Source organism: Corallococcus praedator (assembly GCF_003612125.1).
GTDB classification, from domain to species: domain Bacteria; phylum Myxococcota; class Myxococcia; order Myxococcales; family Myxococcaceae; genus Corallococcus; species Corallococcus praedator.
Genome location: NZ_RAWI01001078.1, coordinates 1 through 437, shown reverse-complemented (window position 1 = coordinate 437; position 437 = coordinate 1). Strand labels below are relative to the sequence as shown.

General features: G+C 62.2%; 1 protein-coding gene. It reads right to left on the bottom strand.

The features are described from left to right. Positions 1-437: acyl-CoA dehydrogenase family protein (locus tag D7Y13_RS43100; protein WP_208734649.1), on the bottom strand; the 437-nt coding region annotated here is incomplete at both ends.

The following is a 437-nucleotide window of genomic DNA, read 5'->3' as shown; positions in this document are numbered from 1 at the left end:
CGGTAAATTCGAGCGCCGTCACCTGGATCTCCAGATCGGCGATCTTTTCGGCGAAGGCCTGGTTCTCGATCAGAGGCTTGCCGTTGTCCTGCTCGGCGCGCGCGATGTCCTTCAGCGCCTCGACGCCGCGCTTGGACTGCGGGACGGCCGCGATCCCCAGCCGCTCGTTGGCCAGCAGGAACTTGGCGCAGGTCCAGCCCTCGTTCTCCTTGCCGACCAGGTTCTCGACCGGAACCTTGACGTTGTCGAAGAAGACCTCGTTCACCTCATGGCCGCCGTCGGCCATGATGATCGGCTTCACGGTGATGCCGGGCGTCTTCATGTCGATCAGCAGGAAGGAGATGCCTTCCTGCGGCTTCGACTTGGAATCGGTCCGCACCAGACAAAAAATCCAGTCGGCCCAGTGGCCCATCGTGTTCCAGGTCTTCGACCCGTTC